Raw genomic sequence first — 23,070 nt, forward strand, 5'->3', positions numbered from 1 at the left:
GACAATGGTCCTGCAGGGAAAAGGAAAAGTGTGGGTCGTCGATGCCGGATTGTATAGCGCGCCGGACGAGGGCGGTCATGGATTCATGGTGAGCCCACCCCGCCCGGCGGAGGCCGGCGCGATCAGCGTTTCTTGCCGGGCCGGCTGCCCTGAGGGCGTGAGGCGGGCTTGCCACTGGCCGGTTTGCCCTTGCCTGCGGGCTTGCCGGGGGCACCGGGTCGGCTGCCCGGTTTCCCCTGGGTCGCGGGTCGGCCGCCGCTGGTGGCCTTTTTACCCGTCCCGGTGCCGGGCTTGCAGGAGGTGGCCTGTGTCTTGCCGGCGGGGGCAGGCTTGCCCTTGCCCTTTGAGTACATTTTATCCAGCGCCGGCTTGCCGATGCCCAGCGGATCGGCCTTTGGCTTGTCTTTCGGGGTGGCCTGGGCCTTTTTGCTGCGGGAGGGCGCCTTTGGTTTGGCAGGCGCTGATTCGTTGCTGGAGCCTTCCGTCATCTCAAGGATCTTGTCGATTTCCCTGGTGGTCAGGTCGCGCCAGTCACCCATGGCGAGCCCCTTGAGCGAGACGTTCATGATCCGGGTGCGAATCAGCTGGGTGACTTCAAAGCCAAAGACCTCGCACATGCGGCGAATCTGGCGGTTGAGCCCCTGGACCAGCGTGATGTTGAACACGAACGTTGAGACCTTCTCGACCTGACACCGGCGGGTGACCTGGCCCAGAATCGGCACGCCGCGCTGCATGCCTTCAATGAAGTCGTCGGTGATCGGCTTGTCGACCGTCACCTGGTATTCCTTTTCATGCTGGTTGTCGGCCCGCAGGATGCGGTTGACCAGATCGCCGTTGTTGGTCAGAAAGATCAGCCCCTGGGAGTCCTTGTCCAGCCGCCCGATCGGGAAGATGCGCGCGCCGTGCTTGACGAATTCGACGATATTGTCCTTTTCGCTCGACTCGGTGGTGCTGACGATCCCCACCGGCTTGTTGAGCGCGATCAGAATCAGGTCCTCTTCTTCCTGAGGCTCTATCTCCTGACCGTTGACCGTGACACGATCACCGGCGACCACCTGATCCCCCGTGCCGGCGCGTCGGCCATTGATCCAGACCTTGCCCTGTTCAACAAAGCGGTCCGCTTCGCGCCGCGAGCACAGGCCGCTTTCGCTGATGTATTTGTTGATTCGGGTCGATGTTCGTAATGGCATGGCGTTTCACAGGGTCGGGAGTGATTAAATAAATGGGCGTGCAAAGAGGGCGACCGGCAGGATCAGCCCTGTGCCGGGCGAAAATGGCGACCATGACACGGTATATCGCATGAATTTGTCGTACGACGATGAAACACACCTCAACAAGGATAAGTCATCTACCAATGAATACGTCATGGATGCGTGAGAAGCTCCAGCAGTTTCGTGACAGCATCGCCTATCTGACCAGCATCATCATCACGATTTATGTCGTGCTGGGCATTGCGGCGGTATCACTTGAGGTGAACAGCCTGCCGGATTTTCTGAGTTTTATTAAGTTTGATCAGCCCGGCACGTCACGCTCGCTTCTAACCACGCTGATGGCGGGCATGATCTCGCTTTTAGTGTTCAGTTTTTCCACGGTCATGTCCGTGCTGACCCAGGCCGGCAGCAACTTCTCCAACAAGCTGGTGTTCGCCATCATGACCGAGAAGCGTCACCAGCAGGTGCTGGGACACTATCTGGGTACCATCCTGTATCTTTTGATTCTGCTTCTGGTGCCGGCCATCGGCAATACGCCGGATATCTGGCGTTCACTGGCGGTCTATCTGGGCGCCGGCATGGTGATCAACAGCCTGGCCATGTTCGTTTTTTTCATTCATGGCGCCTCCCAGTCCGTGCAGATTAATGCAATTACCCAGGGACTGCTTGTCTCTACCCAGCAGTCGCTGGACAAGCTGAGAAAGCGTCAGCAAAGCGATGCGTACACGTATCGCGTCGCGCAGCCCATCGATCCCGATACCGGTCATGTCATCTATTCCCGTGACAGTGGGTATGTGCAGGGGGCCAATTTCGATGCCCTGGCCGAGCTGGCGCGTCGCCACAACATCGCCATCCACCTTGAATTCAGCTTCGGCGATTTTTTGGTCAAGCGCCTTCCCATCATGACAGTCGAGTCAGAGACGCCGCCCGGCGATGAGCTGGTTGACCGAATTCTTGCCTGTCTTGACTATGTCGAGGGTGAATCTACTGAAGATCACTACGTCAACGGGCTGACCCAGCTGATGGAGGTGGCCATCAAGGGGTTGTCCCCCGGCATCAACGACCCGGGAACGGCACGGCTCTGCATTCATCAGGTGACCGAACTGCTGTCACAGCGACTGGCCCTGACCCCCTGCAACATGCGGGTGGATGAGCAGGGGCACTGCCTGTTGTCCTGGCATGAAGAGGGGTTTGAAAGTCTGATGTTCAGGGTGTTCAACCCCATCTTGCACTACGGCGAAAAGGATCTGAGCATCTGCCTGTCGCTACTGAAGGCCTTCAAGGCGCTGTCCAATTTCGCAACGGCGGAGGACAACCGGATCATTCAGGCCCATACCGATCGCATCATCGCGCTCATGGCAGATCACTTTACCGCGCCGCTGGAAGTTGCCTTTATCGAGGATCGCCTTACCCGGGGCCTGCACCGTCTGCACATCAATCCGCATCTGCCTGCAGGGTCGTCATCAGATTGAGCACGTAAGCGCAGGCTGTCCCGATGCCGGCTCAGGCCGGTGCCTCAGAAGGGGCAAGGTGTTTCTCCATCAGAATACAGGGGCGCTCGGGGTACTCGACCAGCCCTGTCTTCTGCCAGCCGTGGCGCTCATAAAGCGCCTGCTGGTTGGCGGTGATCAGATAAAGCCGCGTTTCGCCCCGCTCGCGGGCGGCCTGCTCGACCGTTTCGATCAAACGCCCGGCAAGCCCCTGGCCACGATAGTCAGGATGCACGAATACGGCGGCCAGCCACGGGCGCAGGTCCGGACGTTTTGAACAGTCGTTGTCGGCAAGGCTTGCCATGCCCACCGGGTAGTCACCGTGACGCGCCACCCAGGTCAGCGGCAGGCCGCTGCCGTGGGCGGCGCTGGCAAACAGCAGGCGGGCCTCCTCGAGTGTGCGCGAGGAATGCACGCCCCACTGGCCATAGCCCCAGGCGCTACAGGCATCGGCAAACTCGGGCTGCTCGTGCAGGGGAATAATTTCGATGGACATGGTGGCCTGTCGGTCAGTATCAGGGACTGTTGATATAAACCGTTTCAGAGTGATGTGTACAGTGCCGCCTTTCGCTGATCGGGACCCGCGTCTCGCTCCATGACCTTTTAATCACCTTGTAGTATCAAGGCCTTGCTTTTAATTCTCTGAAGCTATCGTCAAGAAAGCCATGGGCGCGTCGATATAGCCTGCAATTCTGTTTTGCATGAGGACGTGCCCATGTTGACCCGCTTGAAAATCGGCCCGCGGCTGGCCATGGCGTTTGGTGTCTTGACACTGCTTTTGATTGCCAGCGCTGTCGTCGGGCTGCTGGGGCTGGACAGCATGAAAACGACCGCTGACCGAGCCATTCATACGGATGCCATGCTGGCGCAGAACGCGCTTGAGGTACAGCGTCTGGCACTGCAGGAACGGCGCTTTGAAAAGGACAGCTTCATCAATATCGCCTCACCCGACAAGGTCGCTTCCTACTACGACAAGTGGGAGGGCGCCCGGGCGGCCCTGCAACAGACGCTGACGCAGGGGCAGCAGCTTGCGCCGAGCGATGAGCTGCGTCAGCTCTACGCTCAGGCAGGCCCGGCGCTTGAGGCCTACGCCTCGGGGTTTCAGGCCATTCATCAACGTATTCTTGAGGGGGAGCTGACCGAGCCGGCACAGGCCAATGCGGCCTTCGGAAAATACAAGGAGCAGGTTTACGCACTGGAATCGCTGGCCGATCAGATCAATACGATCGCTGCCGAACGCCTGGGAGGCGCTGAAGAGACGATTTCAGTAGCTCATGGCCGCACCATGACCAGCCTGTTGATCTTTGCCGGTATCGCGCTGCTGGCCGCCATCGCGCTGGCCGTGGTGATTACCCGCAGCATCACCCGCCCGTTGAACCGGGCGCTGCAGGTGGCCGAGCAGGTCGCTCAGGGCGATCTGACTCAGGAGATCACCGTTACCGGTCGAGATGAAACGGCGCAGCTTCTGGCCGCGATGAAGGCCATGAACGCATCGCTTCTGGCACTTGTGACGTCCATTCGCGAAACCTGTCAAAGCGTTCACGCCGGCGCCACCGAGCTGTCACATGCCAGTCACGATCTGGCAGCGCGTACCGAGCAGCAGGCCGCCTCGCTTGAAGAAACGGCGGCCAGCATGGAGGAGATTTCCTCGACGGTAAGGCACAACACCGAGGCCACCCAGCAGGTCAATACGTTGACCATCGAGGCCACCGGCAACGTGCGCAGCAGCAGTCATGACGTGGAACAGAGCCTGTCCCTGATGAGAGAAATGGCCACACAGTCGCTGCGCGTCAACGAGATTCTGACCACCATCGACGCGATCTCCTTTCAGACCAATATCCTCGCACTCAATGCTTCGGTCGAAGCGGCACGTGCAGGTGAGCAAGGACGAGGGTTTGCGGTTGTGGCCTCAGAGGTCAGAACGCTGGCCAATCGCAGTGCGACCTCGGCGGGCGAGATTCGTCAGCTGCTTGAGGAAATGAATCAGCGGATTACCTCCGGTGTCACCCAGGCAGAGCGCAGCGGTGGCAGTATCGAGCAGACCAGAGGCGCCATCGAACAGCTGGCCACGCTGATCAATGATATTGCGACAGCCTCTCGTGAGCAGGACGGCGGCGTGGATCAGGTCAACTCCGCCATCGCCCAGATGGATCTGGTCACCCAGCAAAACGCGGCCATGGTGGAGCAGTCCACGGCGGCGGCCAGCATGCTGGCAGAGCACGCCGGCCATCTGCAGGAGCTGGTGGCGACCTTCCGGGTTCGTGACACGGCCAATGCCTAAGCGCCGTCAGGCACCTTTCAGGCATACAAAAACAACAAGGCCCGCTTTCGCGGGCCTTATTGTTCAGAGCCTTGCGGCCTGAAGGAAGATTAACCCGAAGGTTAGTCTGCCTGGACGTTAGCAGCCTGAAGGCCTTTCTTGCCCTGAGTCACTTCGAAGGAGACCTGCTGGCCTTCCTGCAGTGACTTGAAACCTTCAGCCTTGATTTCGGAGAAGTGAACGAACAGATCGTCGCCGCCGTCGGACGGAGAGATGAAGCCGAAGCCTTTAGCGTCGTTGAACCACTTGACTGTGCCAGTTGACATATCGAATTTCCTTGCGCGTGACGCGCTATAAAAAGTGACCGGGTGTTGCCCCAGATAAAGCAGGTAAAACAAGGGGGATAAAACCAGGCTACCGAAGGACTTCGAGTGCTACTGACAATATGCGACTTGCTCACCAACCGAAGGCATCGTGTCATGCCTTTGGGGGCAGGGTCAATGAAATGTCCGTAAATCGCCCGGCCACTGACGATGAACGGACACAATGATCGATTCGGAACATTTTACCGCGCTCGCTGCTTTGCCCTGCAGCGTGCCTTGATAAGGTTTCAAGTGCGGTTTTCGGCCGTGTTGCCCCGTGACATCCTGTCGGGAGAGGGCACTATTCAATGAATGACCCGGCTCAGGGCCTGATCCGGCCGCCCGGGCTGGCGCCTGAAGACCATGAAGGGTCAGGAATCACCAGAAAAGGACGCACCGTGATGAAGATTGCCATTCCTGCCGAGATCAAGAACCACGAATACCGCGTCTCCATGACGCCGGCCGGGGTTCGCGAGCTGACCGACCAGGGCCATGAGGTGTGGGTGGAACAAAACGCCGGGGCCGGTACAGGCTACCAGGATGATGAGTACGAGCAGGCCGGCGCGCGGATCGAATCGGATGTCGAGGCGCTGTGGGCGGCCGCCGAGCTGATCATCAAGGTCAAGGAACCGCAGCCGGTGGAGGTCAAGCGTCTTCGTGCAGATCAGACGCTGTTCACCTATCTGCATCTGGCCGCCGATGAAACGCTGACCCGAGGGTTGATGGACAGCGGCGCGACCTGCATCGCCTATGAGACCGTGACCGATGCGCAGGGTGGCCTGCCATTGCTGGCCCCCATGAGCAGTGTGGCCGGGCGCATGGCTGTACAGGCCGGCGCACACGGGCTTGAAAAGGCGCAGGGCGGGTCCGGTATCCTGCTGCCGGGCGTGCCCGGCGTGGCGCCTGCCAGGGTGACCGTCATCGGCGGTGGTGTGGTCGGCGAAAATGCGGCTCGAATGGCGCTGGGACTGGGCGCCGACGTGACCGTGCTGGATCGCTCACTGCCCAGACTGGAGACCCTCGATCATCGTTATCAGGGGCGTCTGCGCACGGTCTACTCCACCCGCGATGCCCTGGAAGCCGCTGCCCGTTCGTCAGACCTGATCATCGGCGCGGTACTGATCCCCGGTGCCAGCGCGCCCAAACTGATCACCCGGGAGATGCTTGCGATGATGACACCGGGCAGCGTGCTGGTGGATGTCGCCATCGATCAGGGCGGGTGTTTCGAAACCAGTCATCCCACCACGCATGACGAGCCGAGCTATATCGTCGATGGCATCGTCCACTACTGTGTGGCCAACATGCCCGGCGCCGTGGCGCGTACCTCCACCCAAGCGCTGAGCAATGCCACGCTGCCGTGGATTCTCCGACTGGCTCGCCTGGGATGGCAACAGGCGCTCAGGGAAGATGTTCATTTCCGCCAGGGCCTGAATCTGACCGGTGGCCGGCTGGTGTATCCCGCTGTTGCCGAGGCGTTCGGTCTACCCTGCGCCAGCGTCGAGGAGGTGCTGACCGACTGAGGGCCTGCCCCTGCGGCGACGCGACACGTCGGGCAGAAGCGCCGGCCCGGTTATCCGGCCGGCATGTCATGACATGGCAGACGGATGCGGACGACGGTGCCGCCATCCTCACCCGCGTCAAGATCGATGGTGCCCTGATGGGCCTCCACAATGGCATGAGCGATGGTCAGCCCAAGGCCGCTGCCGCTATCGGAGCCCTGAATGCCCTGATGGAAGGGGTCGAAGACACGCTCGCGCTCCTCGGCAGGGATGCCGCTGCCCTGATCGCTTAGCGTGATCAGGGCCTGACGGTCGCCCCGCTCAAGCGTGATCACGACGCTTGCGTCCCGGGGGGAGGCGCGCAGGGCATTGTCGACCAGATTGGTCAGCATGGCATTGAGCAGCGCCGGGTCGCCTTCAAGGCTCAGGGGCGCTGATGGAAGGCGGGCTTCAAGATGAACACCGGCCTCCGTGGCGGCCTGCTCATGCTGTTCGACCACCTCGTGGATCAGGGCCCCCGGGTCGATGGTTTGCGTTTCGATACCGCCGCCGGAACGGTCCAGCCGTGCCAGCAGCAGCATGCGCCGGATCAGCTGGGTCATGTGTTTGATGCTTTCCCGCATGCGCTCCAGCGCGCGCGTGCGCCGGGGTTCATCATGTGCAAGCTGCGCCAGTCTGAGCTGGGCCAGACATCCGGCCAGCGGCGTGCGCAGCTCATGGGCGGCACTGGCCGTAAAGGCGCGCTGACGCGCGTAGGTATCGCGTATTCGGGTCAGCAGATCATTTAGCGTGTGAACCAGGGGCTGAAGCTCGCGGGGCACGTCGCGCTCAACGGGCGCCAGCGGTTTCGGGTCCTCGGGATCGACACGGCGAAGGCGTCCGGTCAGCCGGCGCAGGGGCGCCAGACCCTGCCAGACGGACAGCAGGGCCGCCAGTGCCAGCCCGGGCAGCAACCACAGCAGCGGCGAGCCAAAATCCTTTCTCAGCGACCGGGAGGTCGCCTCCTGAGTGCGCTGCGCGAAGGCGACCCGAAGCATCAGATTGCCCTGTGCATGAAGGCTGGTATAAAGACGCCAGGTCTCGCCGTTGATGTCACGGCTTTCAAAGCCGGTGGTGTTGGTCACGGGCGTATCGGGAAAGTTGTCGGAGCGCGCGATCAACTGTCGGGAGCGGTCGAGCAGCTCGAAGGCGGGCGTGAAAAGGCGCACACGATCTTCTTCACTGCCCGAAGGGCCGCTTGCAGGCAGGGTTGCTGATAGAGGCGCTGTCGCGTCGTCAGGATTCTGGGCATGATGCAGTTCAATGATCAGCATGGCGGCGCTGCGCAGCCGATCATCAATATCCCGGCGGGCACTTCGTTCCGCCTGACCGTAATGGTTGGCCCACAGCACCATCCAGAGCGCGCCGAGCAGAATCAGAAGCCACAGCAGCAGGCGCTGATGAAGCCCCGGCGAGAAGTTCTTTCGTGTGAACACGGATGCCCCCTTTCTCACGCCTGCAGGCGATAACCCATGCCGCGAACCGTTTTGATGCGTTCGGCCCCCAGCTTGCTGCGCAGCTTGTGGATCAGTACCTGCAGGCTGTTGCTTTCCGGACCGCCTTCCCAGCCATAAAGGCGTGTCTCCAGCTGTTCGCCGGTCAGTGAGCGTCCCGGACGCTCCATCAGGGCTTCAAGCACCATGAACTCGTAGGCCGACAGGGTCAGTTCACGATCGCCCAGCCATGCCATGCGATCGCCGCGATCCAGACAGATGTCACCACAGCGCAGCCGATTGTCGGGATGTCCGTTGGCCCGACGTTGCAGAACCCGCAGGCGCGCCTCCAGCACCTCGGTCTCCACAGGCTTGACCACATGGTCATCGGCGCCCAGATCAAGCGCACGAATGCACTCGGCATTGCCTTCGCGCGCGGTCAGAATCAGCACGGGCACATGGTGGCCGCTGCGCCGCCAGTGCATCAGCACATCGAGTCCCGAACAGCCGGGCAGGGTCAGATCCAGAATCACGGCATCAAAGTCATCGGCCTCCAGCGCGTGCAGGGCCTGCTCGCCATGGGTCAGCCAGTCCACGGTGTACCCGGACAGCCTGAGCCCTTCGCACAGCCCCTCCCCCAGAATCCTGTCGTCTTCCACGATCAAAAGGCGCACCGGTATCTCCTGTCAGCAATATGATCTGCTGCCATGAAGATAGCCTGCCGGCGAGGCCATGACCTGGTGGTGCCACGCCCTTTTTGTCACTAAGGCCGGGTTAATGCCATGTGCTCAGGGTGGTGCATACCGGAACTGCCGGACGGCTTGAGGCAGACCGGTCGATAGCGATTCATGTGAAAAGGAGAGCACGACATGCGCAAGGAAATTGTACTGGGTATCGCTCTGGCATTGAGCTCCACGGCTGTCTTTGCCGCCACCCCGTCCTTCAGCACGCTCGACAGTGATGGCAATAACAGCATCAGCAAGGATGAGTTCTATGGTTCGGTCAGCAACTGGGGCACCTACTCTGACTGGGACACCAACGACGACGGGCTGGTCGACGACAACGAGTTCAACACGCTGACCAGTGACTGGGGCGTTGACTGGGACTATGACACCTGGGATGCCAGCGGCGATGGCTATCTCGACTCGGGCGAGTTCTATGACGGTATCTACACCACCTATGACGCCAACGATGATGGTTACTGGGACACGTCTGACTGGGACGACGCCGGTGAGGCCGGTCTCTGGGATGTCTGATCGTTGATCGATCAAACGCCTGGCCCTGTGTACGGGGTCAAGCGTTGTCTCCCATGCTGATGGGCCAGCCGGCCCCGATCAGCGATCTGACCGGATTGAAAAAGGAGAGCACGACATGCGCAAGCACATTGTACTGGGGATTGCCCTCGCTCTGAGTTCGACCGCCGCGTTGGCTGCCAGCCCGACCTTCAACACGCTGGACAGCGACGGCAATGGGGATATCAGCAAGGATGAGTTCTATGGCTCGGTCAGCGACTGGGGCACCTATTCCGACTGGGACACCACTGGCGACGGCCTGATCGACGCCGATGAATTCGGGGTGCTGACCTCCAGCTGGGACGTCGACTGGGATTATGATCCCTGGGATGCCGATGGCGATGGCTATCTCGATTCCGGCGAATTCTACGACGGTATCTACACCACCTATGACCTGAATGAAGACGGTCATTGGCAAAACGGTGAGTGGGATGATGCCGGCGAAGCCGGTCTCTGGGACATTTAAGTCCCGGTCTGTGACCCTGACGCGTGCTCGTCGGGCTGCAGATGATGCCCCGGGCCGGGATCTCCCGGCCCCTCCCGATGATGATTGACCGTCCGGTCATCCTTCGAGGCTATCGATGTCGATGGCGTTCATCACAAGGGTCGACGCCGTCTCAGGGCAGGCGCACCACAAAGTGCTCGCGGTCGCGGCGTACCTTTTCCCGCTCGGCGCCCGGATCACGTTCGGTATCGCGATAGCCCAGCGCTACCATGACCACGCTCTTGAGCCCCTTTTCTCCAAGGCCGAGTGCCTCATCAAGCTTTTCCGGATAAAAGCCCTCCATCGGTGAGGCATCCACTCGTTCAAGCGCCGCGGCGCTCAAAATCATTCCAAGCCCGATATAGGCCTGACGCGCTGCCCATTCCAGGCAGGCCTCATGACTGCCCTTTTGATCCATCACGCCCTTGACCATGTCGCGAAAGCCGTCGAGTTCACGTTCATCCTGACCACGGGTGCGGGCCATGTGAGCGATATGCTCATCGACCTGGGTCTTGAAGTCGCGATCATGCACGGCAAGGATCAGTAGATCGGAGCCCTCGATCACCTGCGGCTGAGGAGCGGCCTTCTCATGCAGGCGCGCACGCAGTTCATGACTTCTGACATGCACCAGCGACCAGGGGTGCAGGCCAAAGGAGGAGGGCGCCAGCCGGGCAGCATCCATGATCCGCTCAAGCGTGTCCTCGGGCACCTGATCGCCGTTCAGTCGCTTGGCAGCGTAGCGCCAGTGAAGGGCATCGTTTAGTGACATGTCGGGTCTCCCAGCAATGATCAAACCGGCCCGAATCGAGTGCCATGAATAACAGCGGGACTGTCACAAAAACGCCCCGCCGGCACGCTGTGCCAACGGGGCCTTCGACACAAGGGGCGCGATCTAGTGTAGCTGGCCGAACCTTTCGATACGATCACGCAGCGCCTGCTCGGGGCCGATCAGCTCGACAAGCTCCGCCTCGGTGAGTTCGATGTCGCGATGGCGGTTGACGATGCTTGAATAGTCCTCGCCATCGGCCAGCGCCTGTTCCACCAGCAGCGACAGTTCCTTGCGATCATTGATGGCCGCCGGATCAAAACTCTGGCGATTGCGCTCTTGCTGGACACGCTGCTCGCGGCGGCAGCGCATCAGCAGATTATCGGTAATGAAGGGGGCACTCATGGGCTCTATCCTTTGGCAGACGTACCGATGCCATGCTGTGTTGAAGATCAGGCCTTGTCCATGCGGCCTTGGACGTATCTCCAAAGGTCTCAGGAGCGGCTCATCGTTATGGGAATGTCCCTGGCGGTCAAAAGCGCTCCGGGCGAATCGAGTGGCGCGACATGACGGCAGCGGTCAGGTTGATCGGCTGCGCGCCGAACAACGCCGGGTGCGAAAGGGCAGGGGCGTGATCATGAGATGGCCTCAAGGTGGCGCTCGGCGTCGACGTGATACTCATCGGTTTTGATGCGTGCCTGATCAAAGCTGCAGAGCAGACGCTCCTTGCCCTTGCCGATGTTCTTGCGTCGCACCTGCAGGGGGCCAACGGCTTCGGGCGTTTCCAGGTGCGTGCCACCGCAGGGAATGTAGATATCGCCGTACTGCCAGAAACGCGCGTCGTAATGCTCGCTTAGATGATCCGTGATGATCGGCAGATTGTCCGCCATCAAACGGTTGGCCTCGCTTTGAATGGCGTTGACGTCGTCGGGCTGGAAGGGCGTCTCGATGAGAAAATCAAAGCGGGCGGCCTCTTCCTTGATATGACAGCCGATGGTCAGGCGCTTGAGGTCGGGCTGATGCGAAAGCGCTGCGGCATAGAGAAAATGGCTGGCCGTATGGGAAAGCGTCAGCCGCGCACGCCGCTCGACATCGATGGTGATGCTGACCGGCATGTCGACTTCCAGCGCGCCAAGGCGGTCGATGTCATCGGGATGGACCAGGTGCAGGATAATCCCGCCGGATTTGACGCCGGTAAACCCTTCAATGCTCAGCGGCGTGCCGTAAAGCCTTTTGGTCCAGATAAAGCGAAAGGTGCCCACCGGCGTTTCGATGGTGCCGATATCGCCCTCCTGACCGCCGCCTTCGGGAAAGGCCACGGTACGGTCGAGTTCGATGGCCTCGGCATGCAGCCTCGCAATGCGCGCCTCGGCTCGGTACAGATACTGATCAAGGTAATAAAGCTTGTCGGTGGTACGCATCTGACTTTTCTTCCTGTCGATAAACGCCTGATAAAGGGCCATGAACAAGGCCGACGGTCGAATCGTTATCCCTGATGCTCACACGTTTTGAAGACCACCGAGCAAACAGTCGATGAGATTTTCAGCACACTGTTAGGTTGTTTTAACAAACAGTGATAAATTGATGAAAAGCCGGTAAAAGACATCGTTTTGCTGCCATCTGTCGACGTTTTGCAGGCTCGGCGTGGCAGTAGCAGGACGAGCAGGAAAGGCTTGAAAGGAGATGGCAGGAAAGGGTGAGCGGAAACAAAACAGGGTGAATCAGGGCGGCCACATGAACAGCACCGCGTTTTATCAGCAGATGCGCGAACGGCTGCTGGCGGGCGAGTGGGCCGCCGGGCAGCGTCTTCCTTCCATCCGTCATCAAGGTGCCGACAGCGGCGCCAGCCATCACGCCATTGTCAGCGCCTATGATCGCCTGGTCGCTGAAGGACTGATCGAGGCGCAGCAGGGGCGCGGCTATTTCGTAACGTCTTCTATGGACACTGGACGCAGCGCCGGACATCGGGCCGACACGCTGGCTGATCTGGCCGCTCGGGAGATGTCTGACCCGGTCTTGCCCATGCAGCCCTCGGACCCACTGTTTGCCCTGCTGCAAAGCGGCCCCGAATCCATCAAGCTCAGCGGCGGCTGGTTGCCCACCGAGTGGCGCAACACCGAGCTGCTGGCCCGCGCGATTCGCCGCACGGCGCGTCTGGAGCAGCGGGCGCTGGTCGAATATGGCGACATTCAGGGCTACCGACCGCTGCGTCAGCAACTGGCTCGCCACCTGCAGAGCAAGACCCGCGTCAGTGTGCCGCCGACCCGGATCATCACCACGCTGGGCGCCACGCAGGCGCTGGATCTGGTCATTCGATTGTTGATTCGCCCCGGCGACGTGGTGCTGGTTGATGAGCCCGGCAACGGCAATCTCAATAAACTGATTGCGCTCGGCGGCGGAGAGGTCATCGGCGTGCCGCGCACCGCGACCGGGCCGGATACGGCCTTTATCACCGAACTCCTGAGCCGCCGCCGGGTGCGGGCGCTGGTCTGCAACAGCACCTTTCACAATCCGACCGGCGGGAGCCTTTCAGCGCGCAACGCCTTTGATATTCTGCGTCTGGCGATCGCCCATGACTTCTTGATCATCGAGGACGATGTCTACGGCGACTTTTCCAGCGGCCATCACCAGAGCTTTGCCGACCTCGACGATCTCGATCACGTCATCTACATCGGCAGCTTTTCGAAATCGCTCTCCTCGTCGCTGCGTATCGGCTATATCGCCTGCTGCGCGGAAATGATCGAACCGCTGTTGCAGTTAAAACTGCTGACATCGGTCTCGGTGCCGGGCTTTTGTGAGCGCTTCGTCAATACGATCCTCTCCGATGGCTCGTATCTGCGCCACATGCGCAAGGTGCAGCGTGATCTCATGGTGCAGCAGGCGTTAACGCAGCGGCTTCTGCGGGCCTGCGGCTGGACATTTGATATCGCACCGGAAGGCGGCATGTTTCTCTGGGCCCGCCACCCGGGCATCGATGACATGGACGCCTTCATTCGTCGGCTGGCCGGTCATGATGTGCTGCTGCTGCCGGGCTCGGTGTTCACCGTGGGCAACCGCCGTGAAGACGCGCTGCGCATCAACGTGGCGCACTTTACTCCCGAGATGGCCCCACTGTTTGAGCCGGGGGCGCCTGGCTGAGCCCACCGTCACTCGACTGGCGGCTCGCCAATCTCCTCCAGCAGCGCCTCCCGAAAGGCTAAAAGCCGTGCATGGCGCTGCGCCGCCAGCTGCCGGCCGGTGGCGGTCTGAAAGCCCTCCGAGAGCGTCAAAAGCTTGGTTTCAAAATGATCCAGCGTGAAACGTTGATCATCCAATGCCCGAGCATGGGCCTGTGGGTCGGTGACGTCATATAGCGCGCTGCCCATTGTCCCTGCGGTATAAAAACAGCGTGCCACGCCCAGCGCCCCCAGTGCATCAAGTCGGTCGGCGTCCTGTAGCACCCGGGCTTCCAGCGTTTGCGGTGTGATATTGGCAGAAAAGCTGTGTGACTCGATGGCATGCGCCACGGCGTCGATGTGTGAGGCTGCCCACCCCAGCGTGTCGAGAATATTGCGGGCCTGTTCGGCGGCCAGCCATGAGGCGCGGTCGCGGCGCGGGTCGTTTTTGGCCACGTGGACGCCATCGTGCAACAGCGTAGCGGCAAGCAGCAGCTCGCGGTCGCCGCCTTCCTCGGCGGCAATGCGTTGCACGTTGCGCCACACGCGTACCAGATGCGCGAGATCATGGGCGCCATCGCCGTCATCAGGCAGATGGGCCAGCAGCGCATCGGCCAGAGGTTGATACGGGGAAAAGGGCGTTGTCATGGCAGCAGGGTGAGGTACGCCAGGGCACCGGTCAACGACGCCCTGACAGCCTGGCAGGCTACATCAGGCGAGTGCCCAGCGGCACGTCCTGATCCGGCACGCATAGCGCCACCGCACCGTCCTCATTATGAAAGCCGGTGACCAGACACTCCGACATGATCGGTCCGATCTGCTTGGGCGGGAAGTTGGTCACTGCCACCACCAGCCGCCCTACGAGGGTATCGGGCTCATACAGCTCGGTGATCTGCGCACTGGACTTGCGCACGCCAATCTCGGGGCCGAAATCCACCTGCAGTACATAGGCCGGCCGCCTCGCCTTCTCGAATACCTCGGCATGCGTGATGCGCCCGATGCGCAGTTCCACTTTTGAAAACTCTTCCCAGCTCAGTGTCGACACCGATGGCTCCTTTTATCCGTTAATTAAACACATGCTAATGGCAAAGATGCTGGTTTAATACAGTGGAATCAGCCGGCCGCCGCTGGTGCAGTCACTTCCCTGGCGCCCAGCGCCTGGATCGCCTCCTTGCCGCGTACGGTCAGGTCGCTGATGAAATGCCCCTGGTCGCGCATTTCAAACGGATAGGCGCGCAGCTCGATGTGCGTGCCGACCTCGGCCTGTTCGACAAAGACGATAATCGGTTTTTCATAGCACAGCCACGCGCTGGTCAGGGCGACATCGCGCAGGGCCGCACGCATGCGCTGAGCGTCGAAGGGCGGCGCGATATAGAAGTCGGCCACACACATCAGCGTGCGCTCACCGTCATTGGAATTGGCAATGTTGTTGTCCCAGAGCTTCAGATTCGGCACCGTGATGGTGTCATCGTGCAGGGTGCGAAGCGTGATGGCGCGCATGCCGACCGAGCGGACTTCACCGTAGTCGCTGCCGATCTTGACCCAGTCTCCAGCCCGCCAGGGCGTTTCAAACTGGGCGACGATTCCGGCGATCAGGCTGCTGATGTAGTCCTTGAAGGCAAAACCGACGGCTACACCAACCGCGCCGGCAATCACCAGAAAATTCTCCATGGTGACCTTGATCACCATCGGTACGATCCAGATCACGGCCAGTGCGGTGGCGGCCAGTCGGAAGATCGGTACCGCGCCCAGAAGCCATAGCCGCATCCGATTGGGGCCGCGCTCGGCGACCCAGGGCAGGGCGCGCTTGACCAGTGCGATGGCAAGCCAGGTGCCCAGAACGATCAGGGCAATGGTGAGAAAGTTGATATCGCCAATGTCGCGAATCATCTGGGAGGCTTCTGGAGAGGACGATGCCTGCTGTGACATGAAAGCTCCTTGGAAGGTGGGGTGGCGGCCGGATCAGTAGCTGTCGAGCGGAAAGCCCGCCGTGGCGAGCCCATCGCGAATGGCCGGGTAGGCGCTTGCCCGGCAGTAGTAGCGCCCGTCCCGCTCACCGATGAAGCCGGCACGATGTAGCGCGTGATGCATGCCCTGAAAGCCGGGGTCGGGCAGCACGCTCTCAAGCTCTCGGGCGCTGAGGCTGCCGTGAATCAAAAGCGCCTGCAGAATCAGCAGGGCCTGGGTGCCGTCGCTGCCGGGCAGTGAAAATTCTTCGAGCGCGACGACCCAGAGCGTTTGCTGATCGTCTTCGCTCAAGTCGTTGTCGGCGTCATCGTTGGCCTTTTTGAGGCTGCGCTGCCAGAGATGCCAGGCCACCCAGGCAATCCCGCGGCTGCGAGCGGCCAGGGTTTCGAAATACTTTTCACGCGGCCGGCCCTTGCGGTTGAGAGCAAAGACGTTTTTGCCATTGCGGCTCAGACGAAAACGAATGCCTTCATCGGCCTGCTGTCTGGCGATGTCGGCCAGCCAGCGGCGCAGCCGCGGCTCATCAAAGGGCTCGAAGGTCAGCGGCTCGGGCAGAATCAGATGGGCATCAACGGCCTTGCATAAAAACGCCCAGGCCCAGCTGTTGCAGCCGATCACGCAGTGGCGCTTGAGCCCGGCCAGTGTGGTCAATAGCGTGCGGACCATCCCCAGTCCGCAGCGATGACGCAAAAACCAGGCTTCCAGTTGTGGAATGACCAAAACGCCATCGCCGGAGAGATCCAGCGTCTGTTCGGGCGTGTCGATCAGCAGGTCATCGCGGGTCGGCGGGGTCAGTACCTCATGATGATGACGCTGCGCCCAGCGCGACAGCAGATCGTGCTCATCGCATGGCGGCAGCACCAGAGGTCTGATCCACTGCTTCGGGGTCGGGTTGGTGGCCCACGAGGCCAGCGTTTCATCAAGCTCGGCCAGTAGCGGTTCACAAAATGCCGGCGTTGCCATGTCGCTGAACAGCTCAACGCTGTCATTGAGGCGGTCTTCGGCAATAAAGGGTCGCTGGTTGCTGCCCGTGAACAGCGTGCGCAGCCGCAACGCAGCCATCTTGAGCGCGGCACGCTCGGGCCAGGCCGGGACATCAACGTCCTCCAGTGGCACCAGCGGATGGGTCTCGGGTGGGGGGGTGGTACTGATCATGACGACAAGGGCGCTCCTGCAGCCGGGGTAATCACGGCCGATACCGTAACGTTACGTTACTTTATAGCGCAGGATACGCGTTCAGGCGATGCTACAGCAGCGCCTGAAGGGGCATTGGAGTGTAGAGATGCTCGTATAAAATGGCGCCGCCCAGCACCATGAGCAGCACGCCGCCAACGATTTCGGCGCGCTGGCCGATCACGCTGCCCAGCACGCGACCCAGCATCATGCCCGTGGTCACCATGACCATGGTGGTCACACCGATCGCCAGTGCCGCCAGGGCAATATTGACATCGACAAAGGCCAGACTGATGCCGATCACCATCGCATCGATACTGGTGGCCAGCGCGGTCAGCATCAGCATGCCCAGCGGCTGACGTGTCGAGGTCTCCGGGGCCTCACTGTCCTGGGTCAGGCCGTCGTAGACCATGCGCGCACCAAGCCCCAGCAGCAGGATGAAGGCGATCCAGTGGTCCCACCGGGAGATCATCTGGGCGGCAGCCAGCCCCAGCGCCCAGCCAATGACCGGGGTAATGCCCTCGATGGTGCCAAACAGCAGGCCGGTACGCAGAGCCTCCTGAAACTTCGGGCGAGTGCTGCCGGCCCCCTTGCCGAGTGCGGCGGCAAAAGCGTCGGTGGACATGGCAAGGGCAAGAAAGGCAAGGGCAGCTGGGCGCATGAAATACCGGGGCGGTCGCAACCGCGTGTTGTCAGGAAGTGATCCGACCGGGACGAGCCGGTCTCAGCGAGCCGCGATGGTGCCCGGGTTTTTCAAAAAGTTCAATAAAAACAGTTATGTATAAACCATGGGTGCACTTGTTGCCCGAAGGGGAATTCATTAACCTCGTTTACACATCAATGCACGCCGTCCACAACTTCGCCGTCACGCAGTGCTGAAAGCGGGTACCATGGCGCCCTCACGGCCTGTCTGTTCGGGCCACGCTCTTCTCTCAACGACAGGATAATACTCATGTCTGCTATGCCCGGCTGTCCCGCCTGCGAGGCCGATTACACCTACGAGGACGGTGCCATGTTCGTCTGCCCCATGTGCGGTCACGAATGGGCGCAGGCCGGTGAGACGTCTTCCGTCGAGGAGGGCAGCAGCGTTCGCGATGCCAATGGCAATACGCTGGTCGATGGGGATACGGTCACGGTCATCAAGGACCTCAAGGTCAAGGGCTCCTCATTGGTGGTCAAGGTCGGCACACGGGTCAAAAATATTCGTCTGGTCGACGGCGATCATGACATCGACTGCAAGATTGATGGCATCGGCGCGATGAAACTCAAGTCCGAGTTTGTCAAAAAGGCCTGACGCCGGTCTTTCCAGCCTTGCAGGACATGCGAAAGGGTCGCCCGACGGGCGACCCTTTTGCGTGCGTCAGGGGGTGCTGCAAGCGTTGTTCATGTCATGGGCATGGCGGCCGGACATGACGGTGTTTCACGTGAAACATCACGAGCATGGATATTCGATGCAATGGGTGACGCCGCGCCCATGGGCCGTATAATGCCGCCTTCTTATGCCTTTTATTTATTGAAAGGCGTTTTTTTATGGCAACCGGCAGCAGAAGAGCGTCATGAGCAGATCGTCATCCGATGGCCCGGACATTCCGGAGCCCCGCGGCACGTCCCGCGATTTCAAGCGCAGCATGCAGTCGCGCCACCTGGTGATGCTGTCACTGGGCGGTGTGATCGGGACCGGGCTTTTTCTGAGCTCGGGCTATACCGTCAATCAGGCCGGCCCCATGGGGGCAATTCTTGCCTACCTGATCGGTGGCGTGGTGGTCTATCTGGTGATGATGTGTCTGGGCGAGCTGTCCGTGCACATGCCGGAAACCGGTGCCTTCAGCGCGCACGCCACCCGCTATATTGGCCCCGGTACCGGTTATACGGTGGCCTGGCTCTACTGGCTGACCTGGACGGTCGCGCTGGGTTCGGAGTTCACGGCCTCGGGCCTTTTGATGGCGAAATGGTTTCCCGACGTGCCGATCTGGATCTGGAGTGCGATCTTTGCGCTGATTGTTTTCCTGACCAACGCCTTTACGCCGAAGATCTTTGCCGAGACCGAGTTCTGGCTGTCGCTGATCAAGGTCGCTACCGTGGTGATCTTCATTATCGTCGGCGGCGCGGCGATTTTCGGTCTCGCCGGGCCGGAAGGGCAGCCGGCACCGATGTTTCACAACCTCACCCGCGAAGGCTTCTTTCCGACCGGCGTCATGCCGATTCTGGTCACCATGCTGGCGGTCAGCTTTGCCTTCTCCGGTACCGAGCTGATCGGCATTGCCGCCGGTGAAACCGAGGACCCGGAAAAGAACGTGCCGCGCGCCATTCGCGCCACCCTCTGGCGGCTGGTGGTCTTTTTTGTCGGCACCATCGTGGTGATTGCCGCGATGCTGCCGCGTGAGCAGGCAGGTCTGGTCGAAAGCCCGTTCGTCACGGTCTTTGCCATGACCGGCATCCCTCATGCCGGCGACATCATGAACTTCGTGATCATCACGGCGCTATTGTCAGCGGCCAACTCGGGGCTGTATGCGGCCTCGCGCATGCTGTGGTCGCTGGGCGAGCAGCGCACCCTGCCCTCGATGTTTGCCCGTGTCACCCGCGGCGGCATCCCGCTCAATGCGCTGCTGTTCAGCATGCTGGGCGGGCTTCTGGCCCTGCTCTCCAGTGTCTTTGCGGCCGATACGCTCTATCTGGTGCTGGTGTCGATTTCCGGCTTTGCGGTGGTGGCCGTCTGGATGAGCATTGCCGTCAGCCAGCTTTGCTTTCGCCGCCAGTTCGTGCGCGGCGGTGGCGACCCGGCCACGCTGGGTTATCGCGCGCCCTTTTATCCCTGGGTGCCGCTGGGCGCCTTTATCGCCTGTCTGCTCTGTTTTGTCGGGATCGCCTTTGATCCCACCCAGCGCATCGCACTCTACTGCGGCATTCCCTTCATTGCGGTGTGCTATCTGGCCTTTTATCTCACTGACCCGCGCCGCAAGGACGGGACCGATTCCTCTGCCGTGACGGAGACCTCATGACCACCACGACCGATCCCATCGCCCGGGCCCTGCTCGATCACCCGCTGCTGATCGTTGACGGGGCGCTGGCCACTGAACTTGAAGCGCGCGGCTGTGACCTTAACGACAGCCTCTGGTCGGCACGCGTGCTGGCAGAAACCCCCGACCTGATCCGCCAGGTGCATCTTGATTACTTCCGCGCCGGTGCCGATATCGCCATCACGTCAAGCTATCAGGCCACCATTGAGGGTTATATGGCTCGCGGCATGAGCGAGGCCGAGGCGCTTGAGCTGATCACGCGTTCGGTCAGCCTGGCGGCCGAGGCACGTGATGATTTCTGGAATGAGGGCGGTCACGAAGGGCGGCCAAGGCCGCTGGTGGCGGCCTCGGTCGGCCCCTATGGGGCGTACCTGGCCGACGGCTCGGAGTACCGTGGCCACTATGATATCGATGAGGCCGGGCTGGTGGCCTTTCATCGTGCCCGCCTGGCCGCCCTGGCGGCGGCTGGTGCTGACGTACTGGCCTGTGAAACCCTGCCCTCGCTCGTCGAAGCGAAAGCCCTGGTCACGGTGCTGCGGGAATTTCCCGACATGAGCGCCTGGATCACCTTTACCGCCCGTGACGGCGAGCACATCAGTGAAGGCACGCCGATCGCCGAATGTGCCCGCTGGCTCAATGACCAGCCGCAGGTGGCCGCGCTGGGCGTCAACTGCACCGCACTCGAACACATCCCGTCGCTGCTTGAGCAGATGTCGGCCGTGACCGACAAGCCGCTGATCGTTTATCCCAACTCGGGCGAAACCTATGACGCGACCAGCAAGACCTGGCAGGGCGGCTGTGATGTCGCCCACGGCGCCGGTTTTGGTGAGCAGGCTGCGCAGTGGTACGCGCGCGGCGCACGTCTGATCGGCGGCTGCTGTCGCACCACGCCCGAGGATATTCGGTCAATTGCGGCCTTTCGTGCCGGACTTTGATTTTTCGAGCCCGTGAGTGATGATAATGCCCGCCCTTCGGCGGGCATTTTTTCGTCCTGCCATTTGCCGCTCTGACCGCAGGACAGCGATAAAGGGGCTACGCTTTCGGGCAGGCCTACCGAATTCAAGTTTGATCAGGAGTCATGGTGATGACGTCATATCGCGTGCTGGCACTCTTGCCGCTGGCAGCCCTTTTGAGTGCCTGTGGTGATCATCAGGAAGCCAGCGAAGGTAACTTCCGTTCGGCACTGCAGGACGATATCGGCAACATGGGGCCGGCGGTCTGTCTGGAGGCGCCCGCACCGCGGTTGCCGTTTGTGGTCGACAAGCGCGCTGTCAGCGAACATCCGGAGCTTGCTGACCGCGTCAAGCGCGCCGATGCGCTCGCGAAAGCCGGGCTGCTCGAGCGTGAAGCCATGAGCGATGGACGCCAGCGCTACAAGCTCACCGATGAAGGCCGTAAGCTCTATGCCCGCGAGCAGGGGCTCGAGCAGGGCGGCTTCTGCTTTGGCAAGGTGCGCGTCGAAGGCATCGACAGCTTCACGCCGGCCCAGGCCATCGACGGCGGCTACACCGTCTCCCACGTTCGCTACAGCTACCGGATCGATGACCTGCCCGACTGGGCCGAGGATGACAGCCTGCAAAAGGCCTACAAGGGCGGTCTGGAAGGTCTTGAAGACACCCATCACAAGCGCGCCATGATGGTCCTGACCAACAAGGGATGGCAGACCGAGCGTCGCTTTGCCGAATAATTGCGTCACGAGCCATCAAAAAAAGGCGACCCCGGAGGTCGCCTTTTTAATGACAGAACATGAGTGGACTAGTCGATGACCGAGCCGGACTGCGGTACCAGAACATCACTTGTGATGTCACTGATGGTGCTGGCCCCCGTCAGCGTCATGGCCACACGCATCTCCTTTTCGATCAGTTCCAGCAGGTTCACCACGCCGGCCCGGCCGTGGGTGGCCAGCGCATGGATAAAGGCGCGGCCCAGCAGCACCGTATCTGCGCCCAGCGCAATCATGCGGACCACATCAAGACCATTGCGAATCCCCGAGTCGGCAAGGATCTTGAGCTCTCCCTTGACCGCACTGGCGATCTCCGGCAACGCACGAGCGCTTGAAAGCACGCCGTCAAGCTGTCGCCCGCCGTGGTTGGAGACGACAATGCCATCGGCGCCAAAGCGCACGGCATCCCGGGCATCTTCCGGATCGAGAATGCCCTTGATGATCATGGGGCCTTGCCAGAAATCGCGAATCCACTCCAGATCCTGCCAGGAAATGGAGGGATCGAAGTTTTTGGCCAGCCAGCCAATATAATCTTCAAGCCCCGTCGGATGGCCACGGTAGGCAGAAATGTTGCCCAGATCGTGAGGACGGCCGTGCAGGCCGACATCCCAGGCCCAGAGCGGATGGGTCAACGCTTGCCACATGCGGCGAAGGGCGGCGTGTTTGCCGCTCATGCCGGAATGCGCGTCACGATAGCGGGCCCCGGGCGTTGGCATGTCCACGGTAAAGACCAGCGTGCGAACGCCTGACGCCCAGGCGCGCTCGAGGGCATTTTTCATGAACCCCCGGTCCTTGAGTACATAGAGCTGAAACCACATGGGGCGGGACAGCTCGGCGGCGACTTCCTCGATCGAGCACACCGAGACGGTCGACAGGGTGAAGGGAATGCCCTTTTCTGCTGCGGCCGTGGCGGCCTGTACCTCGCCACGACGGGCATACATGCCACACAGGCCGACAGGGGCGAGTGCCACCGGCATGGCCAGACGCTCACCAAACAGCTCGGTTTCAAGGCTCAGGCTGGACATGTTTCTCAATACGCGCTGACGTAGAGCGACACTGCCAAGATCGTCCACGTTACGTCGCATGGTGTACTCGGCGTAGGCACCTCCGTCGAGATAGTGAAACAGAAAGGGTGGCAGCCGGCGTCGTGCTGCCGCGCGATAGTCTGTTGAAGCTGAGATGATCATGTTGGACCCCG

Annotated in this window: 24 protein-coding genes; 10 read left to right on the forward strand and 14 right to left on the reverse strand. The window is 61.1% G+C overall.

What is annotated here, in order from left to right; genetic code table 11:
• Positions 1-122: 122 nt before the first annotated feature.
• Positions 123-1,190 (reverse strand): 23S rRNA pseudouridine(2604) synthase RluF, encoded by a 1,068-nt coding sequence (gene rluF, locus B9G99_RS06410; RefSeq protein WP_086621310.1) that lies wholly within the window; start codon positions 1,188-1,190, stop codon positions 123-125.
• 164 nt (positions 1,191-1,354) lie between these two features.
• Between rluF and B9G99_RS06415 the strand changes: the two genes are divergently transcribed.
• A complete protein-coding gene (locus tag B9G99_RS06415; protein ID WP_158521450.1) occupies positions 1,355-2,683 on the forward strand; it encodes a DUF2254 domain-containing protein in 1,329 nt (442 codons plus the stop codon).
• Between the two features lie 31 nt (positions 2,684-2,714).
• On the opposite strand, the gene B9G99_RS06420 is transcribed toward B9G99_RS06415, so the two are convergent.
• Positions 2,715-3,197: a GNAT family N-acetyltransferase gene (locus tag B9G99_RS06420; RefSeq protein WP_086621312.1), complete on the reverse strand. Its 483-nt coding sequence runs from the start codon at positions 3,195-3,197 to the stop codon at positions 2,715-2,717.
• A 219-nt stretch (positions 3,198-3,416) separates the two neighbouring features.
• On the opposite strand from B9G99_RS06420, the gene B9G99_RS06425 reads away from it, so the two are divergent.
• The gene (locus B9G99_RS06425) at positions 3,417-4,982 is read left to right on the forward strand and encodes a methyl-accepting chemotaxis protein (protein ID WP_086621313.1); all 1,566 of its coding nucleotides are present in this window, start codon (positions 3,417-3,419) and stop codon (positions 4,980-4,982) included.
• Between the two features lie 101 nt (positions 4,983-5,083).
• Here the strand turns inward: B9G99_RS06425 and B9G99_RS06430 are convergent, their stop codons facing one another.
• Entirely contained in the window at positions 5,084-5,287 is a 204-nt protein-coding gene (locus B9G99_RS06430; RefSeq protein WP_086621314.1) for a cold-shock protein, read from the reverse strand.
• A gap of 437 nt (positions 5,288-5,724) precedes the next feature.
• Between B9G99_RS06430 and ald the strand changes: the two genes are divergently transcribed.
• A complete protein-coding gene (gene ald / locus B9G99_RS06435) occupies positions 5,725-6,843 on the forward strand; it encodes an alanine dehydrogenase (RefSeq protein ID WP_086623329.1) in 1,119 nt (372 codons plus the stop codon).
• 50 nt (positions 6,844-6,893) lie between these two features.
• Here ald and B9G99_RS06440 read toward each other — a convergent pair whose 3' ends face one another.
• On the reverse strand, positions 6,894-8,297 hold the full coding sequence (locus tag B9G99_RS06440) for a sensor histidine kinase (protein ID WP_086621315.1): 1,404 nt from the start codon (positions 8,295-8,297) through the stop codon (positions 6,894-6,896).
• Between the two features lie 14 nt (positions 8,298-8,311).
• Positions 8,312-8,968 carry a response regulator gene (locus B9G99_RS06445; protein ID WP_086621316.1) on the reverse strand — a complete coding sequence of 219 codons (657 nt, stop codon included), beginning with the start codon at positions 8,966-8,968 and terminating at the stop codon, positions 8,312-8,314.
• Between the two features lie 195 nt (positions 8,969-9,163).
• On the opposite strand from B9G99_RS06445, the gene B9G99_RS06450 reads away from it, so the two are divergent.
• Positions 9,164-9,550 carry an EF-hand domain-containing protein gene (locus B9G99_RS06450; protein WP_086621317.1) on the forward strand — a complete coding sequence of 129 codons (387 nt, stop codon included), beginning with the start codon at positions 9,164-9,166 and terminating at the stop codon, positions 9,548-9,550.
• 115 nt (positions 9,551-9,665) lie between these two features.
• Entirely contained in the window at positions 9,666-10,052 is a 387-nt protein-coding gene (locus B9G99_RS06455) for an EF-hand domain-containing protein (RefSeq protein WP_086621318.1), read from the forward strand.
• A 151-nt stretch (positions 10,053-10,203) separates the two neighbouring features.
• Here B9G99_RS06455 and B9G99_RS06460 read toward each other — a convergent pair whose 3' ends face one another.
• From B9G99_RS06460 to B9G99_RS06470, 3 genes are all read right to left on the reverse strand, one after another.
• Entirely contained in the window at positions 10,204-10,839 is a 636-nt protein-coding gene (locus B9G99_RS06460) for a nitroreductase family protein (RefSeq protein ID WP_086621319.1), read from the reverse strand.
• A 123-nt stretch (positions 10,840-10,962) separates the two neighbouring features.
• Positions 10,963-11,241, reverse strand: coding sequence for a hypothetical protein (locus B9G99_RS06465; RefSeq protein WP_086621320.1), 279 nt, complete (start codon positions 11,239-11,241; stop codon positions 10,963-10,965).
• Positions 11,242-11,471: 230 nt separating this feature from the next.
• On the reverse strand, positions 11,472-12,257 hold the full coding sequence (locus B9G99_RS06470) for an alanyl-tRNA editing protein (RefSeq protein ID WP_086623330.1): 786 nt from the start codon (positions 12,255-12,257) through the stop codon (positions 11,472-11,474).
• A gap of 313 nt (positions 12,258-12,570) precedes the next feature.
• Here B9G99_RS06470 and B9G99_RS06475 point away from each other — a divergent pair, with 313 nt between their 5' ends.
• Complete coding sequence (locus B9G99_RS06475; protein WP_086623331.1) at positions 12,571-13,974, forward strand: aminotransferase-like domain-containing protein; 1,404 nt, start codon at positions 12,571-12,573, stop codon at positions 13,972-13,974.
• 8 nt (positions 13,975-13,982) lie between these two features.
• On the opposite strand, the gene B9G99_RS06480 is transcribed toward B9G99_RS06475, so the two are convergent.
• The 5 genes from B9G99_RS06480 to B9G99_RS06500 form a co-directional block, all read right to left on the reverse strand.
• Positions 13,983-14,639, reverse strand: a complete 657-nt coding sequence (locus B9G99_RS06480) for an HD domain-containing protein (protein ID WP_086621321.1) — start codon at positions 14,637-14,639, stop codon at positions 13,983-13,985.
• A 58-nt stretch (positions 14,640-14,697) separates the two neighbouring features.
• Positions 14,698-15,036 (reverse strand): tRNA-binding protein, encoded by a 339-nt coding sequence (locus B9G99_RS06485; RefSeq protein ID WP_086621322.1) that lies wholly within the window; start codon positions 15,034-15,036, stop codon positions 14,698-14,700.
• A 68-nt stretch (positions 15,037-15,104) separates the two neighbouring features.
• Positions 15,105-15,920: a mechanosensitive ion channel family protein gene (locus B9G99_RS06490; RefSeq protein WP_086621323.1), complete on the reverse strand. Its 816-nt coding sequence runs from the start codon at positions 15,918-15,920 to the stop codon at positions 15,105-15,107.
• Positions 15,921-15,953: 33 nt separating this feature from the next.
• Positions 15,954-17,114: a hypothetical protein gene (locus B9G99_RS06495; protein ID WP_086621324.1), complete on the reverse strand. Its 1,161-nt coding sequence runs from the start codon at positions 17,112-17,114 to the stop codon at positions 15,954-15,956.
• A 91-nt stretch (positions 17,115-17,205) separates the two neighbouring features.
• Positions 17,206-17,793 (reverse strand): manganese efflux pump MntP, encoded by a 588-nt coding sequence (locus B9G99_RS06500; RefSeq protein WP_086621325.1) that lies wholly within the window; start codon positions 17,791-17,793, stop codon positions 17,206-17,208.
• 291 nt (positions 17,794-18,084) lie between these two features.
• Between B9G99_RS06500 and B9G99_RS06505 the strand changes: the two genes are divergently transcribed.
• From B9G99_RS06505 to B9G99_RS06520, 4 genes are all read left to right on the forward strand, one after another.
• Complete coding sequence (locus B9G99_RS06505; RefSeq protein ID WP_086621326.1) at positions 18,085-18,426, forward strand: zinc ribbon domain-containing protein YjdM; 342 nt, start codon at positions 18,085-18,087, stop codon at positions 18,424-18,426.
• Positions 18,427-18,688: 262 nt separating this feature from the next.
• The gene (locus B9G99_RS06510) at positions 18,689-20,131 is read left to right on the forward strand and encodes an amino acid permease (protein WP_227875964.1); all 1,443 of its coding nucleotides are present in this window, start codon (positions 18,689-18,691) and stop codon (positions 20,129-20,131) included.
• Entirely contained in the window at positions 20,128-21,084 is a 957-nt protein-coding gene (gene mmuM, locus B9G99_RS06515; RefSeq protein WP_086621327.1) for a homocysteine S-methyltransferase, read from the forward strand. The genes B9G99_RS06510 and mmuM overlap by 4 nt, the downstream gene beginning before the upstream one ends.
• A 149-nt stretch (positions 21,085-21,233) precedes the next feature.
• A complete protein-coding gene (locus B9G99_RS06520) occupies positions 21,234-21,836 on the forward strand; it encodes a helix-turn-helix domain-containing protein (RefSeq protein WP_086621328.1) in 603 nt (200 codons plus the stop codon).
• Positions 21,837-21,904: 68 nt separating this feature from the next.
• On the opposite strand, the gene lldD is transcribed toward B9G99_RS06520, so the two are convergent.
• Positions 21,905-23,059, reverse strand: a complete 1,155-nt coding sequence (gene lldD, locus B9G99_RS06525) for an FMN-dependent L-lactate dehydrogenase LldD (RefSeq protein WP_086621329.1) — start codon at positions 23,057-23,059, stop codon at positions 21,905-21,907.
• Positions 23,060-23,070: the final 11 nt, after the last annotated feature.

The organism is Kushneria konosiri (assembly GCF_002155145.1).
GTDB classification, from domain to species: Bacteria; Pseudomonadota; Gammaproteobacteria; order Pseudomonadales; family Halomonadaceae; genus Kushneria; species Kushneria konosiri.

Bases quoted from the DNA above. Each gene is read 5' to 3' on its own strand.
- B9G99_RS06460 (WP_086621319.1), bottom strand. From the start codon at position 10,839: ATGTCACTAAACGATGCCCTTCACTGGCGCTACGCTGCCAAGCGACTG.
- B9G99_RS06420 (WP_086621312.1), bottom strand. From the start codon at position 3,197: ATGTCCATCGAAATTATTCCCCTGCACGAGCAGCCCGAGTTTGCCGAT.
- B9G99_RS06425 (WP_086621313.1), top strand. From the start codon at position 3,417: ATGTTGACCCGCTTGAAAATCGGCCCGCGGCTGGCCATGGCGTTTGGT.
- rluF (WP_086621310.1), bottom strand. From the start codon at position 1,190: ATGCCATTACGAACATCGACCCGAATCAACAAATACATCAGCGAAAGC.
- mmuM (WP_086621327.1), top strand. From the start codon at position 20,128: ATGACCACCACGACCGATCCCATCGCCCGGGCCCTGCTCGATCACCCG.
- B9G99_RS06520 (WP_086621328.1), top strand. From the start codon at position 21,234: ATGACGTCATATCGCGTGCTGGCACTCTTGCCGCTGGCAGCCCTTTTG.
- B9G99_RS06490 (WP_086621323.1), bottom strand. From the start codon at position 15,920: ATGTCACAGCAGGCATCGTCCTCTCCAGAAGCCTCCCAGATGATTCGC.
- B9G99_RS06455 (WP_086621318.1), top strand. From the start codon at position 9,666: ATGCGCAAGCACATTGTACTGGGGATTGCCCTCGCTCTGAGTTCGACC.
- B9G99_RS06495 (WP_086621324.1), bottom strand. From the start codon at position 17,114: ATGATCAGTACCACCCCCCCACCCGAGACCCATCCGCTGGTGCCACTG.
- B9G99_RS06415 (WP_158521450.1), top strand. From the start codon at position 1,355: ATGAATACGTCATGGATGCGTGAGAAGCTCCAGCAGTTTCGTGACAGC.
- B9G99_RS06505 (WP_086621326.1), top strand. From the start codon at position 18,085: ATGTCTGCTATGCCCGGCTGTCCCGCCTGCGAGGCCGATTACACCTAC.
- B9G99_RS06430 (WP_086621314.1), bottom strand. From the start codon at position 5,287: ATGTCAACTGGCACAGTCAAGTGGTTCAACGACGCTAAAGGCTTCGGC.
- B9G99_RS06470 (WP_086623330.1), bottom strand. From the start codon at position 12,257: ATGCGTACCACCGACAAGCTTTATTACCTTGATCAGTATCTGTACCGA.
- B9G99_RS06480 (WP_086621321.1), bottom strand. From the start codon at position 14,639: ATGACAACGCCCTTTTCCCCGTATCAACCTCTGGCCGATGCGCTGCTG.
- B9G99_RS06475 (WP_086623331.1), top strand. From the start codon at position 12,571: ATGAACAGCACCGCGTTTTATCAGCAGATGCGCGAACGGCTGCTGGCG.
- ald (WP_086623329.1), top strand. From the start codon at position 5,725: ATGAAGATTGCCATTCCTGCCGAGATCAAGAACCACGAATACCGCGTC.
- B9G99_RS06510 (WP_227875964.1), top strand. From the start codon at position 18,689: ATGAGCAGATCGTCATCCGATGGCCCGGACATTCCGGAGCCCCGCGGC.
- B9G99_RS06450 (WP_086621317.1), top strand. From the start codon at position 9,164: ATGCGCAAGGAAATTGTACTGGGTATCGCTCTGGCATTGAGCTCCACG.
- lldD (WP_086621329.1), bottom strand. From the start codon at position 23,059: ATGATCATCTCAGCTTCAACAGACTATCGCGCGGCAGCACGACGCCGG.
- B9G99_RS06500 (WP_086621325.1), bottom strand. From the start codon at position 17,793: ATGCGCCCAGCTGCCCTTGCCTTTCTTGCCCTTGCCATGTCCACCGAC.
- B9G99_RS06465 (WP_086621320.1), bottom strand. From the start codon at position 11,241: ATGAGTGCCCCCTTCATTACCGATAATCTGCTGATGCGCTGCCGCCGC.